Below are 15141 nucleotides of genomic sequence, written 5' to 3'. Positions count from 1 at the left end.
TTGTCCTTATTTTAAATACGGTTTCGTTCGTAATCCTGACCGTCGAATAAACGCTTGTACGTTAACGTTGACTTCTGTTTCGGGAAAGATTTCATCATCCCATCTTTTCTTTATCTTCTTCCACAATTTTGAGTCCTCACGGTTGACATATTCGCCAAAACGAAAAATATCGCTTTTTTGTTCTTTGGCCGCTTCTAATGCTATCATGATTTCCTCATTTATTTCCTTCTCCATCTGTTTTTCAAGTTTTTGAATGGTTTCATGATTACCGAGATCAATTGGGCAATGGACTTCTGAGATGTGGCCTTCTGATCGAACTTTGATATAAATTACGGGTTTTTTATTTCTTATTTCCACTTTAATTTTCGTTTTAGAGCGCATCATTTCTACTGCAATCCCTTTTTTCTTCTTTTCACAATCAAGATTTATAATCGTTTTTGTCAATTCATTATTAATCCATGTTGCACCGCGTGCCGAATCTCCATCTAACCATTTTATGAGTTTACCCTTTTTAAATATGGCAAGACCCTTTATCTCTATATCAGCCTTTGGATATATTTGTTGAACGTTTGTTAAACTGTTCCCTTTTTTGGGGTCTCCGGTAATCCGAATCCCCGTTAAATTCGCTCCTTCTCCGCCTAATTGTTGAATGACTTTATCAGCGCGGGTACTTGCATACTCTCCCCAGATTTTTTTTGTAGTTTCTAGGCTGCCAACAATCTTGGCAGAAGGAACGGTCTCTAAAGGTGTCGTGATTTGGAGAACATTCATTGCTGTATTATCTCTGACAATTAATATAGGAAATAGAGTACGAAATTTGGAATCACGTTCAATCCAATCAAACAAATCTTGAATCCCTTTATTTCTCGCAAGCTCCTCCCCAATCACCATCAATTGGACATGAGGAAAAAAAAGTTCATTAGATGTCTTTAGCGTGATTTTTCGGAGTGTCTCCGCAACGGTGCTTCCTGTATCCGAATAGGTCGTAACAGGAGCCAATTCTGCTTTCCCTCCTTGCCCTGGCGCACCGGCTATTTGTCCTTCATTTATAATTTGGACCGTAACGCGATATCTGTTTTCCACATCATCGCCGCCTTCATCAATTCCAATAGCACTTACGAGATCAAGGTCTTGTAATTCATCACGATCCCAACAGCCTGACAGCAATACAGTAGATAGAAGCATAAAAAGAATGATGAATGTTCTATGTTTCATTGGAACCCCTCTTTGATTCGTTGTCCTTTGTTTGATTTTCCCTTGGTGACGGCCCGAGATTTTGGATATTACCCGTCCTCTTTATTTTCGTTTGACTGATTAATCGTGGACGTGTTGACAAAAACGGTTTTGGTAAACGAATCAAGGTATCTTTCCAATCAGCAAAAATGAGCGGGGTAAAGGGTGCCAAATACGGAATACCAAAAGAGCGTATACTGCAAGTGTGTGCCACTAAAACAATGACTCCGAGTCCAATTCCGTAAAGACCAAAAGAAGCTGCCAAAATCATCATCAAAAATCGAAGTAAACGTGTCGCATCCATCAGGGAATGATGGGGCATTGTAAAACTGGCAATTGCTGTCCCAGCCACCACGATGACCATGGAACTTGATACAATTCCTGCTGAAACAGCTGCTTCTCCCAATACAAGTGCGCCAACAATCGAAACCGCCTGACCAATCGGACGCGGCATCCGAACACCGGCTTCCCGCAAAATCTCAAATGTAAACTCCATTAACAAAGCCTCTATAAATACCGGAAATGGAATTCCCTGGCGCTGTGCTGTCAGACTTACTAATAAAGGGGTTGGAATCATTTCAGGGTGAAAGGAAATAAACGCAATGAAAAGTGCCGGTCCAAAAAGGGTGATTAAAAATGAAACAAATCGTAGAAGTCTCAAAAAGCTGGCAATATTCCAACGCATGTAATAATCTTCCGCCGTTTGAAAAAACTGATTCCATGTCGCTGGTAAAATTAAAGGAATCGGTGTCCCATCAACGAAAATAGCGACACGTCCTTCCAATAAATTTCCAGCCACAACATCCGGACGTTCCGTTGTTAACATAGTTGGCCAAGGTGTCCATGTGTCGTCATTAATCCATTCTTCAATTGTATTGGAACCAGTAATCTCATCAGCTTCAATTTTACCCAGCCGCTCTTTGACTTCAGTAAGAAGCTTGTCATTGACAATCCCTTCTATATACATAATGGCCACATCTGTTTGTGTGATCTTCCCTAGCTTCATGGTTTCAACCCATAGATTAGGGCTTTTAATTCTGTGGCGAACCATGGCCGTATTGGTTATAAGCGCCTCAACAAAGCTCTCTTTAGGCCCCCGAATAGCAGGTTCTCCCGAAGGTTCTGTAATGGCTCTTATCTCCCCGCCTTGTGCCGCACAGCTAATGACTTGATTCCAGCCATCAATCAGAAGAATGGTTTGTCCAGATAAGAGAAAAAGCAGCATTTTGTTCCAGTCCGTTATATCCTCAACTGTCCCAACTATTAAAATATTCTCTTTAATGTATGTAAATAATTGGCTCGGTGATTCGGGATCAACACTTTCAGTATTGTTTACGTTACCCATTAGTTTTTCTATGATAAAACGGCCAATGAGTTCATTATCGGCTAACCCATTTATATATACAATCGCAACTTTATGCAGGGATGGTTTACCCATTTTAAATTCACGAATGGCTAAGTCACTGCTGTTGCCTAAAGCTTCTTTAATATTTGTAAGGTTTCCATCTAAATGTTCACTAATTTCCTGTTTGTTTGCGTTTATTTCTGTTTCCTCATACTGTAGTGTCTGCTTTCTTTTTTTTCGCGTTTTTGTTAACCGATTCCATGCACTGTTCATTTTCTTATAACACTCCAAGTGTGTAGTGTGATTGAAAGAAGCGTTGATGTGTTCCCTATTTATTTAGCATATCTATTTTCCAGTTTTTTTATACGATTAAGATATCCATCCATTTACTATTATAAGTATTCTTTCACTAAGTACAGATTAGAATATTCGCTTAATATTTTAGAACATTTACTTAAGTAAGAGACACTCTGTTTATACACAAATTTGATTTTATCTAGAAACACGAAAAAAGCCGGGATGTGCGAAATTACTCACCCCGGCTTCTTGTTTACTTCCTTACTGTGCTTCCCTGTGTTTTGCAAGGGTTCAGCTTCTATATCACAAAATAGATATTGACATGAGCATTACCCTCAATTTTTATTTAGTTTACATAATTATATTTACGTTAATTGTTTTTGGAATTTCATAGGAATCTTGCTTGAAATGTTGTTCATCGCATGCCGAAGCTGCTTATTGTCGATATGCGTATAAATTTGTGTCGTTTCGATGCTCGCATGCCCGAGCAGCTCCTGCAGCGTCCGAATGTCTGTGCCGCTGCGAATTTGCATCGTCGCGAACGAATGGCGAAGCTTATGGCTGGAGAGCCGTTTATCCGCAAGTGACGGCATCGCTTCCTTTAGCTGCTTAATCGTATCGTCGGCTACAGTCTGAATCATCCGAATCGATAGCCTGCGACCGAATTGCGATACAAAAAACGGCTGCTCCTTATTCTGCCTTGATTCCATGCGTTCTGCAATCGCTTCATTCAAAACGTGTTGCAAGGCGTCCGGCAGCGGTACGACGCGCCACTTGCGCCCTTTTCCTAAAATATGAATCGAGCCGTCCTGGCGAAAATCCTGCAAGTTCATCCGGTGCACCTCCCCTACGCGGAGGCCGGCATACGCCATTAATAGAACGATGGCTGCATTACGGATATAATATTTGCCCTTTATCGTGTGGAGCAGCGCCTCCAGCTCATTTTCCTCTAAATAAACCGGGATGCGGTTTTTCTCCTGCTTTGACTTCGCAATTAGCGCTGCAGGATTCGCTTCCAAATGCTCCATCTCAATCATTGCCTTAAAAAATGAACGCAAGGACGACAGCTTTCGATTGCGCGCTTCATCCCCCGCTCCCTTCTCGCGGCATACGGCCATATAACGCATAATATCCATTTTCGCTATATGCTTCGTTTCCTTCGGGTGCACAGTCTGGAGAAAATCGCTTACGTCGCTTATGTAGGCTTGATGCGTCGACTTGGTCATCCCTTTATTTTTCATCCAAATGGAAAAGAGCTCTATTTCGATTCCATAGCAATCCGACACCTCATATTGTCTCTTTCGCAAGGCAAATCCTCCATCAAAATCGCTTCTATGTACTCTATTTATGTGTGAACACTACTCTAGTATCATAGCTGAAAAACCGATATAAAAGCAAACTGCGTGAAATATGTATTTCACGCAGTTTTTTGGAAGCGAAAATCAGCCCATTTTCGTATAAAAATTATCGGGACTGCTTCGCACCCGTATCTGTAATCGCAAGCTTTACGCTATAGGTGATTGGAACATCACTAAAAACATTATCCCAATCCTTCTTTACCTTTTGCCACATCTTAGGGTGTTCAATGCTTAATCGGGTGCCGAAGCCGACGACGTCGGTTTTATATTCTTTTTGAATTTTATTTAATCCAAGCTTTATTACTCGCTTGATCTCTTTCTCCGCTGCTTGCTCAGCCCTCTTCATTAATTCAGCTTGGATTGGTTCGTTTAAGTTGATCCATTCTTCGATCAAACGCCCTTCGGATTGTATGTTTACATGAAATTTTATTTTATCGCCATCTACATAAGAATGGATTTTACTTTTCATTGATTTCAGTTCATATGTCATTACCTGCTTTGTCTTTTCATCATAGCTTTTGACGTCTCCCCCTTTGCCGTTTCCGCTTAGCCACGTTACGCCTAATAACTCCTCTTCGGATAACCGCCCCCTAAAATTTTGTGTTTTACCTTTAATAACCGCTGCTCCCGAAAACTTCACTTCCCCGTCAGCAGCAATTATATTTTGCAGCATATAACTGGATCTACTATTCATTTTAGCTTCAAGCTTTATCAGTGACATGGACGGCAATATTTTTAATGACCGGTAGCGATTATCGACCATACCTATAATGCGAAAGGAAGGAATAATCGAATTCCCTTTTGCCTCCAGCACTTTTCTCGATAAGCCGCTGCTCATAAAGACGAGACAATTGGGCCGTATATCGTTATCCCTTAAAATGAAATCAAGTAGATTATTCATATTGTTACGCCGTGATAGATCTTCATTAATGACGATTATTTTCAGGTGATGACCAATAAGAGGGCGCTCCATTCGTGTAGAAAATTCTCTAATCATTTCAAAGAGAGAATCCCCTGTGACAGAAACATTTAAGTAAGGTTTGGAGCTTGGATTACTTTTGGTATCTCCGCTTTTTGCCTCCGATTGCTTATCAACGATTTGCACGGTATATGTAATCAAGTTTTTTTTCCTAGAGCCTGATCCTAACTTGTCCAATTTATCTTCTAATGCCGTTTCATTCGCCATATCCAATCCCATGCCCACATAAATACTTAGATCTTCAATCTCATCCTTGCTCCAGCAGCCCGTTTGAACGAGCAGCGTAAGTAAGCAAAGGCAAGATAGAAACCAACGACCCCAGTTAATACGACGGAATACCATCATCCTTTGCTCCTTTTCTTCCATTTCGTCAGCAACAATAGGAAAGGTATTAAAATAAATAAATAAATAGCGATGTTGCCCAGCAAATCTCCGGATGCAAATAAAACCGTTGTATTTTGTGGAAGTGTTGCAATGATAAATACAATCGGAAGCAGGATATACAGGCATTTATTCATATTTATATTGAAAACCTGTGATACTCCAAGCGAAGCTGCATAAAAAGCACTCGTGTAGGATGAAAAAATTTGCATGATCCAAATGACCAGCAATAAAGATTCGAACCGTTCAAAAATCAAGCCCGACAATTCAAAGCTTCGGACGAGATCTAGCGTCGGCCATGATCTAGTCAGAACACCATCCAAGGATAAGCATCCTATAACGATAACAACGGTTAGAAGATACAGACACAGCGGTATCGCGATCCCATAAACAACCGCTTTGACCGATTTATTAGGTTCATTCATAAAAGCAGTCAGTATGAGTATGATTTCAAAGCCGATAAAGGATAACGAAGTTGCTTTCAAGCCTGCTAAAACAGACATAATTCCTTGTCCCAATACAGGCCGCAGATTGTCCAGCTCAAAAATTTTTAATGCCATTAACATCACTAACAAATAGATGACAATTGTTATTGGAAGGATGATCTCGAACAAACGCGCAATCGCATTGATGCCGCCAGTCATCAAATAGTGACTTACCCACATAAATACCATGAAGATTGCCCACGTCGGAGTGCCTTCAAGTAAGAAAAAAGCCGCTACTTCAGCCAGAGCTCGAATCTGATACGCTGCTGTCATAAAAAAATAAATAACAAACGCGATACTGATGACTCCTCCTATCCATTTTCCAAGGAGGTCCTGGCTATACTGAAATAAAGATCGGCCAACATGTGATTTGGATAACACTGCCATGATCACGCCTGCCGCAATCGCGATTATGCCTCCAATAAGCACGGATATCCATACATCTGGAGTCTCCACCTCTGTCCCGGCTGCTCTGGGCAACGTCAGAATTCCTGAACCTAACATAAAATTAGATACGATTACAGCTGTTTGGACGGTGGTAATTCGATCCTTCGTGCTATTTGTCATGATGAGCCTTCTTTCAACGCCATATTATTTCTTTTTTCTCCTCTGATTTTTTGTATGCAGCATTTCAGGTCTTCGTTTCATCATGAAAATAGGCATGCGAACAAAAAAATCTTTCCAATCGCTAACGCGATAAGGAACTGCCGGGCTCGCGTAAGGCACGCCAAAGCTTTTCAGCTTGACGATATGCGCGCATAACAATAAGAAAAACAACACAACGCCGTACAACCCGAATACAGCAGCGCAGAACATCGTAACAAAACGCAGCATCCGTAATGCAATCCCTGCACTAAATTGCGGTATCGCAAAGGACGAAATGGCAGTTACCGCTACGACGATAACGAGAATCGGACTCACGATACCCGCTTGCACAGCTGCTTCGCCGATGATCAAACCGCCAACAATGCCCATTGCCGGACCTATAGGCTTGGGTAAACGAAGTCCCGCCTCACGTAATATTTCAATGGCTATCTCCATAATTAACGCCTCTACAAGCGAAGAAAAAGGAACTCCTACCCTGGCGCCTACAATGGAAATAGCCAGCTTCGTCGGAATTAAGCCCGGATGATACGAAATGAAAGAGATATACAGGGCTGGTGTCAATAAAGCGATTAAAGCAGCGAAAAAACGCAATATTCTAAGCAAAGAGCCCGCCAGCCAACGCTCGTAGTAATCCTCAGGCGATTGCAGCAGCATGCTAAAGGTAACAGGAGCGATTAAGGCGAACGGCGTACCGTCGAGCAGGATGGCGACCCGCCCTTCCATCAATGCGCTTATTACCCGATCAGGTCTTTCCGTGCTCTGAATCTGCGGGAATGGACTTAAAAAATCGTCCTCAATTAATTGCTCGACATACCCCGATTCGGGAAGATTATCGATATCGATTTTGCTGACTCTCCTCCTAACCTCTTCGACTAAATCCGGATCGGCTACATCTTTAATGTAAGCAATAATCAGCTCCTTCTTGGCTCGTGCGCCGACCTGCATACTCATAAATGCTAAGCTGGCGTTTTCACCATGTCTGCGCAGAAGTGCTGTATTATCTGACAAGGTCTCCACAAAACCCGCCCTCGGCCCTCTAACCAGCGCTTCAGATATCGGTTCCTCTATGCTTCTTGATTTATTTTTTACCGTGTTGATCATAAAGGCTTCCGGGAGGCCATCGATGATTAGCGCCGTAGTACCGATTAATACCTTCGGCATCAGTTCATCTATATCATTCGTTTCCGATATTTGACTTACGGATAACACTTGATTCTTGAGATACGATTTTGTAAGGGACAAGTCTTGGTCACGCAAGGACATTAATGTCCGTAAAATATGTTGATCGATAAGCTCGTGATCAGCCAAGCAATTCACAAACACTATAGCTGCCGGTATGCCCTTGCGGCCAATTGAAAATTCCCGTATCATGACATCCGAGTGGTCCATCATTTGTTCACGAATCGCAGCAAGCTTCTCAAACATATTTTCATGCATCGGGATCACTCATCCTCTGTTTGACGAAACCGGTTAACTACATAAGAAATAATGAGAGGAATCAAGAGGCAAATCAAAGCCTGCAGATACACGGACCATTCAGGAATGTGGATGATATCGCGGTAAAACAATGGGCATCTGCTCCTTATCTCAATAAACTTTGTCGAATTATGAGCATTTTCGCCGTAAAAAGAAGGTTATAAACCACTATACATACGATTACAAAGAAAAAAAAAGAAGAAGGGTATCCCCCTTCTTCTAGCATTATCCATTTATTACCTTTTTAGCAATTACTAAGCGTTACGCCTTTCGGCAGTACGTTCCCAACCTGCTCCCGCACATAGCTGTCATTCATTTTTTCGCCGAAAATAACGATTTTACCGCTATCCTCCCGAGTTCGGATCAAACGCCCGATTCCCTGTCTGAGACGCAGCAGCATGTAAGGCATGTCCACCTTCTCAAAGGGCGAATCCGAATCATTCCGTCTCGCCGCGAATAACGGATCGTTCGGCGGAAACGGCAGCTCCCACATAATGACCTGCGAGAGGGACGGCCCTGGAATATCTAAACCTTCCCAGAGCGTTACCGCGCATAAAATACTCGCTTCATCATTTTGAAACTGCTCAATCAGATAGCTAATTTCGCTTGAGCCCTCATACAAGAAGGTATAGGCCGAAGAATCAGCATGCATATCCGATGCAGCCTTGAACTGCTCTAATTGCTCCATGGACGGGAATAAAATAAGCGTTCTTCCGCCTGATTGCTTTAGCAATCGATAGGCTTCCTCTACCTTATCGTTTAACCCCATTAAATGATTAACCGTTGGGCTTGCCACCGTCATTTGGTGCTCATAATCATAAGGAGATGGCACCGAAAAGGACAAGGAGCTTTCCATTCCTAAAATATCCATCATATAATCGAATGAGCCGTTAACCGAAAGCGTCGCGGATGAAAATACGATTGGCATTTTACGGGAAAATACTTGCTCCTTCAATACTTCCTTCACCCATTTCGGCATGATAACGAGTGAGATTCCTTCCTTATCCTGCGACACCCAGCAAATCGGCTTGTCTTCTTTCTTGAATAAGGAAAGCGCAAATTGTATCATTTCCAAATGCTCTTCGACAATTTTCAACTGATACGTATCAATCGTATATAAGCCGCTTTCAAATACGAGCTCTTCTTCAATGACCGATAGCGTATCCTGCAAACGATTAATTTCGCGCATAAGCTCAGTGCTCCAAACGATTTCCTTTCGGTCCGAAGCCGGCACCTTCTTACTGTGCTTGTTCATCATTTTAAACAAATATTCGCTTTGGGTAATGGCATCCTCTACGGCTACAGCAAGCGATTCCCGAATCTCTTCTTGGAGCAGGCGCGTAACGATTCCTTCAAATACGGCATGATTCAGCTTATACGTTAACGCTTGCTGTGCAGCTGTTTCAAGCAAGTGTCCCTCGTCGAAGACGACCGAGCTATGCTCTGGCAGCAGAGGCAGCTGGCCTTCGCGCTTTCTAGCCTCATAAGTCCAAATATGCTCCATATAAAAATCATGGGAGCATATGATGACATCTGCCGCTTTGCGGTAATGGTCGCGTGATAGCGTTTGGCCGCAGCGATGTCTGACATCACACACCAAGCAGTCCTGGAATACATCCCAGCCTATCTTATTCCACTGCTCGTCATTTAAGCTTGGATAGTCCTTGCGATTTCCGTAATGGTGGAAGCTTTGCATCGAATCCGGCTTATTCACGAAGCTGGGAAGGTCACGATAAATACTATCGAACAGCTCTGCATGATCTTGTCCTGCTCTTGCATCGTCCAGCTTATTCAAACAAATATACTGATCTGGGGATTTCCCTAATCTGGCGTCGATCGTTAAATCCAAGTGGCGGGCTAGCTTCGCGATATCGCCTTCGGGCTTCACAAGCTGCTCGATTAACGATTCATCGGCACAAGCAATAATGGCCGGCTTTCTCGTATAACGAGCATAGCTGATCGCATACAGCAGGTATACGAATGTCTTGCCGGTACCCACTCCCGCTTCCGCAAAAATGGTTTGTTTATCCGCATAGGCTCGTTCCAATTGAAAGGCCATATAAATTTGTTCGTCTCTAATTTCAAAGCCGGCCTCGGGCAGCTTCTCATAAAAAACATCGGCAATCCAATCGCTAGCCTGCTGGATAAAGGGCTGTTTCGGGTCAAAATCAAACGGATATTTATTCACGGGTTGCTGGCCTCCATATAATAGGCACAAACGGCTGCGTGCAAGCACGCAGCCGTTTGTGCAAATCATCTCCTAAGCATACATTCCAATATACCATTAGAACTTATGTTTAGTCAAATAAAATGGAGCTACCTCTCGATCATTTTCGTCCAGAAGCCGCCTTTGAATTGTCTTGGTTCGTGGGAAATGACGAACGCCCGCGGCGCTTCTACCGCTATGCTGTCCATAAGCTTTTTCTCATTGCTTCGTTTGACGAGTACTTGCATGACCAAGCGTTTGCCATCCCGGCCATCCGCAGCCCATGACGTCACGCCATAGCCGTAGCTTCTAAGCTTGTCCGGCAGCTTGGTTTCAACAGAATCGGCGATAACCTGCACGACGGAATAGCCAAGCGCCATATATTCCTCGATCCGGCTACCCAGATAGACACCAGCACCGAAGCCAAGACAATAAGCAGCCATATTAACCGGATTGGACAGATTCTGCAGAACCAGATTCAAGCCTGCTAAATAAATAAAAACCTCGAGCATCGCAAGGAGGGAAGCCGCGCCTCTCCTTCCTTTTATCGAAAAGATAAGGCGCAGCGTAAACAAAGACACATAAGCGATATTAATGCCGATGATCGACCCGACTAGGAGCAGCGTGCTCATTGCCTACTCTCGTGAAGCGATGTAACGAGGCCGCGGCTTCTGACCAGAGTAAGGCTGCTGCAGTTTATTTTCCGTACTATTATATACGAGAAATACATTGCTTCGCGGATCAGGTGTAATGTTGCTATTAGAGCCGTGCATCGTATTACAATCAAACAAAACGATGGACCCAGCTTTTCCGGTAATCGTATGAATTCCGCCCTCCTTGTTCAGCATTTTCAGACTATGTGGATCAGGAACGCCGTATTCTTGACGGCGAAGTGATTGCTTGAAATGATTGTCGGGCGTCTTCCCTATGCAGGAAATAAATTTCTTGTGGGAGCCGGGAATGACCATCAAAGGCCCGTTATGCTGAAAGTTATCCTCGAGCGCGATGGAGCAGCTAAACGCCCGCATGGAAGGCATGCCATCCTCCACATGCCAGGTCTCGAAATCCGAGTGCCAATAAAATTCTTTCCCCGTAAAGCCTGGTTTGAAATTAATGCGGGATTGATGAATATAAGTATCGGAGCCAAGCAAATAATTTGCGATTGCTGCGAGCTTTGGATGAGCAGCCAGCTGCTTGAACTTTTCATTGTTGTCATGAACAGCGAAGACCGACCGCACTTCTCTGCTCTCCGGTTCCAAAATGACGTGCTCCGCTTCTTCCTCGCGATATATCTCATTTAGTCTTTTCAACTCTGTTCGCCATTCGGACAATTCCAACTCAGAGAAAAATCGATCCAAAACCAAGAAGCCGTTTTTCTCGTAAAAATCGGATTGCTCCTTGCTCAGAGGACTTTTCGCGGTCCATTCCGAATAGAGTACGTCATCCTCACGCTTCATCACAACAGGCTTATCCTCGATTCTGGAAGGATACTTATCCTCTAAGCCTTGTTTTACCATTTTCTCATCTCTCATGATTCGATTCATATCAATCACTCCTCGTAAATTAGCTTAGTTGGCTTCTACTATAGGATAAACACCATCTGCATCATGCACCTCATCGCCCGTTAACGGAGGATTGAACACACAAATCATTCTCATTTGACTATTGGCCCGAAGCAGATGCTTCTCATGACCATTAAGCGCATACAGCGTTCCTTCTTTTATCTTGTAGGTACCGCCTCCGACAACTTCTATTTCTCCATCGCCTTCCACGCAATACACGGCTTCTACATGATTACGATACCAAATAAGCGTTTCTGTTCCTTCTTTAATCAGCGTATCATGCATAGAGAAGCCCATCCCGTCCTTCTTGAGCAGCAGCCTTCGGGAATTCCAAGTTTGCGTATCGATATCATCCTTCGTTTGAATAACATCATCCAAATGTTTTACAATCATTTTCTGTCACCGTCCTATTCAATAAGCCGAAATGATTAATTGCTTCATTAAACCTTCACTTCTACCTTATCCGCTATCGTCTTGGCTTTGCTTCTCTCTTCACTTTCTATTACCTTCTTCAATGCTTCCTCAATGACTGCGAGCCCCTTCTTCAAGACTTCGTCCTCAATCGTTAAAGGCGGCATTAGCTTGGCTACTTCGTCGAACGGTCCCGAGGTTTCCATGATCAGACCGTTTCGGAACGCTTCTTTACATACTTTCGAAGCCATCTCCGGCTCTCGGAAGCTCATCCCTTGTATAAATCCCGTACCTTTAATTTCGCTTATCCATTCCGGATAGTCCGCCGCCTGCTTACTCAGACAAGTATAGATGACGTCGGACTTTCGTTTGATGTCCTTTTGAAACTCATCCGATTCCCAATATCGGAGCGCTTCGGCAGCTGCCACAAAGCCAAGATTATTCCCGCGAAACGTCCCATTATGCTCACCCGGATTCCAGATATCATGCTCTGGCTTAATTAACGTGAGCGCAAGCGGAAGCCCATAGCCGCCAATGGATTTCGACAAACATACAATATCCGGTTTTATACCCGACTCTTCAAAGCTGAAAAATGTTCCCGTTCGGCCGCAGCCCATCTGTACGTCATCGACAATGAGAAGCATTTGATGCTTTCGGCAAATTCGTTCCACATTTTGCAGCCATGATGTGCAAGCGCTATTAAGTCCGCCTTCACCCTGCAAAGTTTCCAAAATTACCGCTGCTGGATAATCGATTCCGCTTCCGGGATCATCAAGAAGCTTCTCCAGCATCGCAGATGTATCGATCGAATCTCCAAAATATCCGTCATATGGCATGAAGGTCGTACCGCTTAAAAATAAGCCGGCGCCTTTTCGTTTAAACCGATTGCCCGTTGCAGACAGGGATCCTTGCGTCATGCCATGAAACGCATTCGTAAAACAAATGATATTCGTTCTACCCGTCACTTTACGTGCCGTTTTCATTGCGCTTTCCACCGAGTTTGTACCCGTCGGGCCTGGAAACATCACCTTATACTGAAGTCCGCGCGGCTCCAAAATCGTCTTTTTAAATGTTAAGAGAAAATTTTCTTTCGCTTTGGTAGCCATATCCAAGCTGTGCGTGACCCCATCCTCCATCAAATATTCAATAAGCTTTGTCCGGATGCGGGAATCATTATGCCCATAATTCAATGCTCCTGCCCCTGCAAAAAAATCGATGTAGCTTTTACCGTTTACATCCCACATTTTTGCATTCCTTGCTGTAGTAAAAACCGTTTGGAAGCTGCGGCAGTAGCTTCGTACCTCGGATTCCATTTGATTAAAAACTTTCATATTATCTTTTCCATCTTGTATTTGATCCATTGTAAAACCTCCCCGTTTGTCATTAAAATCTAACAGGTCTAACTTCGGTCTCTAAGCGGACCAATTCGAAACAACAGCTCAGGCTCATGATTTATCCCTTCAGGAAAGAGGCTTTGCCCGTAGTGCTCAACTATTTTACATTCGGTTCCCTGTTTCCCGGCTAGTCCCGTAAATAGCCTTCTGGAAGGAATATTGTGAGGTCCCACAGTAGCTTCGACATACCGTATAGGTAACTTATTTCCCTTACGATTCAATAGCTCCTGCAGCATGGCTTTGGCAATACCCCGTCCTCTTGTCTGCTCATTAACGGCAACCTGCCAAACAAAAAGGGTATCTGGCTGATCGGGCCGCCGATAGGCTGACATAAAGCCAACAATCTCAGTGCCCTTGCAAGCGACAGCACAAGTCTCTTTAAAAATATCGCAAAGCATGATATAGCAGTAAGACGAATTCAAATCTAACGCACCGGATTTCTTAATGAGTTGCCAAACGGCTGAGCCGTCACTCTCGGTTGTTGCACGTACTTGAATCTCATCCGTCACAGTAGTCTTTATCCTTCTCACCTCCTTGGCAGCAGCTCCCATATAAACGAATTCATTTACAAAAATCGTTTCAAAAAGGCTTGCAGTCGTTCACTCTGCGGATTAGTAAAAATATCCTCGGGAGTACCTTGCTCGATGATAAGACCATCCGCTCCGAATATAACGCGATCCGCTACCTCGCGGGCAAATTCCATTTCGTGCGTAATAAGCATCATCGCCATTTGACCTTCGTAGGCAATTTCTTTGATTACGGTCAATACTTCGCCAACAAGCTCGGGATCAAGAGCGGAGGTTACTTCATCGAACACCATGACCTTAGGCTGCATGACTAGCGCTCTTGCAATGGCAACCCGTTGCTTTTGTCCGCCGGAAAGCTGTGAAGGATAGACGTGAAGCTTCTCCTCGAGTCCAACCTTTCGAAGCATCATGACCGCCCGTTCCTCCGCCTGTTCCTTCGTAAGCTTTAGTACAGAGCGCGGCGCCATGGAAACGTTATTTATCACACTCATATGCGGGAATAGATTGAAATGCTGAAATACCATCCCTACCTTGCTGCGCATTTTCCGTAAATGCTTTTCATTTGCGCGGACCCGTTTCCCCTTCGGCTCTGTATGCCATAACGGCTCATCATCAATCAAGATCGTCCCTGATGTCGGTTCCTCCAGAGTCATTAGCATTCGTCCCAGCGTAGTCTTGCCGGAGCCGCTAGGTCCAATGAGAGCGATCTTTTCTCCCGGATAAATATCTAAATCAACTCCTTTAATGACATGCAGATCACCGAAACTTTTCTGTATGGATTGGAAACTAACAATCGGTTTCGGCTTTACCAATGCATCATGTGCTGTTGACGACTCCATTCGAAGGTTGCTTTCCGGCTCGGTTATGAAGCTTTTATCCAA

General features: G+C 43.7%; 13 protein-coding genes. All 13 read right to left on the bottom strand.

Annotated features, from left to right (window positions below):
* Nucleotides 1-6 precede the first annotated feature (6 nt).
* The 13 genes from ASG81_RS27605 to ehuA all read right to left on the bottom strand — a co-directional run bounded on the left by ASG81_RS27605 (nt 7) and on the right by ehuA (nt 15099).
* Nucleotides 7-1215 (bottom strand): Ger(x)C family spore germination protein, encoded by a 1209-nt coding sequence (locus ASG81_RS27605; RefSeq protein ID WP_056642297.1) that lies wholly within the window; start codon nt 1213-1215, stop codon nt 7-9.
* On the bottom strand, nt 1205-2851 hold the full coding sequence (locus ASG81_RS27600; protein ID WP_056642294.1) for a spore germination protein: 1647 nt from the start codon (nt 2849-2851) through the stop codon (nt 1205-1207). The genes ASG81_RS27605 and ASG81_RS27600 overlap by 11 nt, the downstream gene beginning before the upstream one ends.
* 389 nt (nt 2852-3240) lie before the next feature.
* Entirely contained in the window at nt 3241-4182 is a 942-nt protein-coding gene (locus ASG81_RS27595) for a tyrosine-type recombinase/integrase (RefSeq protein ID WP_056642291.1), read from the bottom strand.
* 157 nt (nt 4183-4339) lie between these two features.
* Nucleotides 4340-5557 (bottom strand): Ger(x)C family spore germination protein, encoded by a 1218-nt coding sequence (locus ASG81_RS27590; protein WP_235549058.1) that lies wholly within the window; start codon nt 5555-5557, stop codon nt 4340-4342.
* A complete protein-coding gene (locus ASG81_RS27585) occupies nt 5554-6645 on the bottom strand; it encodes a spore germination protein (protein WP_056642284.1) in 1092 nt (363 codons plus the stop codon). The genes ASG81_RS27590 and ASG81_RS27585 overlap by 4 nt, the downstream gene beginning before the upstream one ends.
* A 24-nt stretch (nt 6646-6669) precedes the next feature.
* A complete protein-coding gene (locus tag ASG81_RS27580; RefSeq protein ID WP_442952968.1) occupies nt 6670-8130 on the bottom strand; it encodes a spore germination protein in 1461 nt (486 codons plus the stop codon).
* A 274-nt stretch (nt 8131-8404) separates the two neighbouring features.
* Nucleotides 8405-10348 carry an ATP-dependent DNA helicase gene (locus tag ASG81_RS27575; protein WP_056642279.1) on the bottom strand — a complete coding sequence of 648 codons (1944 nt, stop codon included), beginning with the start codon at nt 10346-10348 and terminating at the stop codon, nt 8405-8407.
* A gap of 128 nt (nt 10349-10476) precedes the next feature.
* The gene (locus tag ASG81_RS27570) at nt 10477-10998 is read right to left on the bottom strand and encodes a DUF2179 domain-containing protein (RefSeq protein ID WP_056642277.1); all 522 of its coding nucleotides are present in this window, start codon (nt 10996-10998) and stop codon (nt 10477-10479) included.
* A gap of 3 nt (nt 10999-11001) precedes the next feature.
* A complete protein-coding gene (thpD, locus tag ASG81_RS27565; RefSeq protein ID WP_081417626.1) occupies nt 11002-11910 on the bottom strand; it encodes an ectoine hydroxylase in 909 nt (302 codons plus the stop codon).
* A 24-nt stretch (nt 11911-11934) separates the two neighbouring features.
* Entirely contained in the window at nt 11935-12321 is a 387-nt protein-coding gene (locus tag ASG81_RS27560; RefSeq protein WP_056642274.1) for an ectoine synthase, read from the bottom strand.
* Between the two features lie 47 nt (nt 12322-12368).
* A complete protein-coding gene (gene ectB, locus ASG81_RS27555) occupies nt 12369-13700 on the bottom strand; it encodes a diaminobutyrate--2-oxoglutarate transaminase (protein ID WP_056642271.1) in 1332 nt (443 codons plus the stop codon).
* Between the two features lie 38 nt (nt 13701-13738).
* Nucleotides 13739-14242: a diaminobutyrate acetyltransferase gene (ectA, locus tag ASG81_RS27550; protein ID WP_235549057.1), complete on the bottom strand. Its 504-nt coding sequence runs from the start codon at nt 14240-14242 to the stop codon at nt 13739-13741.
* Between the two features lie 56 nt (nt 14243-14298).
* Nucleotides 14299-15099 carry an ectoine/hydroxyectoine ABC transporter ATP-binding protein EhuA gene (ehuA, locus tag ASG81_RS27545; protein WP_056642534.1) on the bottom strand — a complete coding sequence of 267 codons (801 nt, stop codon included), beginning with the start codon at nt 15097-15099 and terminating at the stop codon, nt 14299-14301.
* Between the last annotated feature and the right edge of the window lie 42 nt (nt 15100-15141).

The organism is Paenibacillus sp. Soil522 (assembly GCF_001428245.1).
In the GTDB taxonomy this organism is placed as follows: domain Bacteria; phylum Bacillota; class Bacilli; order Paenibacillales; family Paenibacillaceae; genus Pristimantibacillus.
The sequence above is the reverse complement of the archived record's forward strand: the minus strand, read 5'-3'. Positions and strand labels throughout refer to the sequence as shown.